Raw genomic sequence first — 2,521 nt, forward strand, 5'->3', positions numbered from 1 at the left:
GCGCGTGGCGCTCGGATGACGGGATGGAAAACGCGGTGTCGCTCATCGGGGGCGGGTCCGGGTCAGGAAAGGGGCTTGCCGGCCGCGTCGTAGCGTTGCCAATAGTTTTCGAGCTTCAGCGTGCGCAGCGCATTGTCGAGATACTTCGGCTCGAACCAGCCGTCGACGTCGACCGGCTGGCGGATCAGCTTCAGCGCGAGTGCATCCTGCGCGACGGACTTGTAGCGCGCGACGACGAACGGATCGATCAGCGGCGACAGGCGATCCTTCAGGCGCTGGTTCGCGTAGTCGGCCTGCCACGAAGAAACCGGCACGCCGCTCTTCGCCCACAGCTTGAACAGCGCATCGCGGTTCGCTTCATCGGACGACCATTGCGCGCCCTTCACGAGCGCGGTGACGACACGCTGCACGATGTCCGGATGCGCGCGCTCGAAATCGTCGAGCACGAGCAGGTGGGTCTGGCGCGTGAGCTGCGGGCCGTCGTTCTGCGATTCGTAGATGATCTTCGCGAGCCCGGCGTCGCGCAGCTTGTACAGCTGGTAGTCGCCCACCGACGCGTCGATGCCTTTCGACGCGAGTGCGGCGAGCGCGCTCGCGGCGTCGAGGTTGATCACGCGCAGGTCGCGTTCATTGAGGCCGTTTTTCGCGAGCGCGTTGTCGGCGACGAGCTGCAGGTTGGTGCCGCGGAAGATCGACACGCGACGGTCCTTCAGATCCTTGATCGAGCGAACGGTGGAGTCGGGCGGCACCGCGATCTTGACGCCCGAGCGCACGCTCGCGGCGAGCAGCAGGCGCGTCTTGATTCCGTTCGCACGCGCGAGCACGGCGGGCAGGTCGCCCTGGTACGCGAAGTCGAGCGCCTTGTTGGCGATCGCCTCGTTGACGGCCGGCCCCGCGCCCTTGAAGAACAGCCACTGCACCTTGATGCCGTCGGCCGCGAATTCCTTTTCGACCAGCTGCTGCAACTGCGCGGTGGCGGCGCTCGATCCGCCGAACGTCGGCGGATCGCCGGCGCCTTGCTGGGCGACGCCGATGCGGATGGTGGCGGGCTTGTCGGCGTGCGCGGCGGCAGCCGGCAACGCAATGAGGGACGCGATCAGCAGCGATCGAAGCAGACGCAGTGGAAGCATGAATCGATGGATCCGGAACGTTGGGGAGCGAGGCCGGGCGGCAGCCCGTCGACGCATTCTCGATGGCGCCCCGGGGCCGGACAAGCAACGATTTGAACTATGCTTATCGCCGCTTGGCGGGTTGCGGCGCCGGGCGTTTCGTTCTATCCGGATGAGAACTGCATTCACATGCATCTGACATTCAATCAGGATTCCAATCAAGTCGATTGAAACCGGTTGCGGAATCAGGCAATCGCCGATTGAAAAGTCGCGCTGAAGGCGAGCGTAGATTCACGCGGGGGGCACTGGCCGAATCAGGGTGGATAAGCGCGGGCGGGTCACCGGGGAAATATGATGCGAGGCCGTCATGTTTGCCGGGAAGGCAGGCCGGGCGCGGCAAGGCGCGAGCATGCGGATCGACCCCCGCATGCGCTAAATCGAATGAAAACAGGATCGGTAAATCGCGCGCTGCAACCGTCGCCACGTTTGTTCCGATAGGCGAACCATTCGACCTGCGTCGAGAAAAAATGACCGCAAATAAAAGGATGGATTTCATCGTTGCAGGGGGGAATCCATAAATGCATTCCGACGCCAAATAATTTGAATTCGCCTGAAAAATTGTCTATACCCTAGACGAATCAGCGCGGTTGCATCGTGCGGGAATACCGCCCCACGGATGCAGACACGCAACGACCCATGTCGTCGTTGCACGCCGCGTGTTGCAGTGATCGAGAGAGAGAATTCCGGGGGATGCGAACGACCTTGTGCCAGGGTCGCACGCATGGATGGCAATGGGCGAATGCCCTGCGCAACCACCGGAGCAACGGAGCGTCTTTGCGTTCAACGGTCGGTCACCGACCCGTTACACGGAGGTTGCCATGCTGCAATACGTCAAGTCCCTGCTGCGTGACGAACGTGGCGTCAGCTCGCTTGAGTACGCGGTGCTCGCCGGAATCGTCGTGGTTGCGCTGGCGGCGGTCGGCGTGATCCTCAGCAGCACCAGCGGCGGCTTGCCGAGCGTGTTCACGACGCTGATCAACAAGGTGACGAGCCTGATCTGATCCCCTGAACCCGCGCGCCACCGACGAACACCGGGATCCGCAGCGGTAGAACGTATCCGGCCGGGGCGTGTCGACGGACGGCTCTCCCATGCTCACGCTCGTGCAGTCGGTGGCCACGGTCTTGCTGGCCTCGCTCGCCGCGCAGGATCTGCGCGACCGGCGCCTGTCCAATCGCGTGGTGCTGGCGTTCGCGGCGCTGTATTTCGTCGCGGCGGCGCTCGCACGCGACGGGTTCGCGCCGCTGGCCGGCCATGTCGCGACCGGCGCGGCGATGCTGCTGCTGTTCGCCGGCATGCGCCACGCGGGCTGGATCGGCGGAGGCGATGTCAAGCTGGCGGCGGCGGTATTCCT

General features: G+C 64.2%; 4 protein-coding genes. 2 read left to right on the forward strand and 2 right to left on the reverse strand.

All coding sequences use genetic code 11. The features are described from left to right. Positions 1 to 62: 62 nt before the first annotated feature. Positions 63 to 1,130 (reverse strand): ABC transporter substrate-binding protein, encoded by a 1,068-nt coding sequence (locus tag JYJ84_RS33980; RefSeq protein WP_175221521.1) that lies wholly within the window; start codon positions 1,128 to 1,130, stop codon positions 63 to 65. A 181-nt stretch (positions 1,131 to 1,311) separates the two neighbouring features. Beyond that, complete coding sequence (locus JYJ84_RS33985) at positions 1,312 to 1,665, reverse strand: hypothetical protein (protein WP_175221522.1); 354 nt, start codon at positions 1,663 to 1,665, stop codon at positions 1,312 to 1,314. Between the two features lie 322 nt (positions 1,666 to 1,987). Between JYJ84_RS33985 and JYJ84_RS33990 the strand changes: the two genes are divergently transcribed. Beyond that, positions 1,988 to 2,170, forward strand: a complete 183-nt coding sequence (locus tag JYJ84_RS33990; RefSeq protein WP_041493341.1) for a Flp family type IVb pilin — start codon at positions 1,988 to 1,990, stop codon at positions 2,168 to 2,170. A gap of 88 nt (positions 2,171 to 2,258) precedes the next feature. Then, a partial coding sequence (locus tag JYJ84_RS33995) for a prepilin peptidase (protein WP_205190085.1) occupies positions 2,259 to 2,521 on the forward strand: 263 nt, incomplete at its 3' end.

It is taken from the genome of Burkholderia sp. LMG 13014, assembly GCF_905232215.1.
GTDB lineage: Bacteria > Pseudomonadota > Gammaproteobacteria > Burkholderiales > Burkholderiaceae > Burkholderia.

Bases quoted from the DNA above. Each gene is read 5' to 3' on its own strand.
- JYJ84_RS33980 (WP_175221521.1), bottom strand. From the start codon at position 1,130: ATGCTTCCACTGCGTCTGCTTCGATCGCTGCTGATCGCGTCCCTCATT.
- JYJ84_RS33985 (WP_175221522.1), bottom strand. From the start codon at position 1,665: ATGAAATCCATCCTTTTATTTGCGGTCATTTTTTCTCGACGCAGGTCG.
- JYJ84_RS33990 (WP_041493341.1), top strand. From the start codon at position 1,988: ATGCTGCAATACGTCAAGTCCCTGCTGCGTGACGAACGTGGCGTCAGC.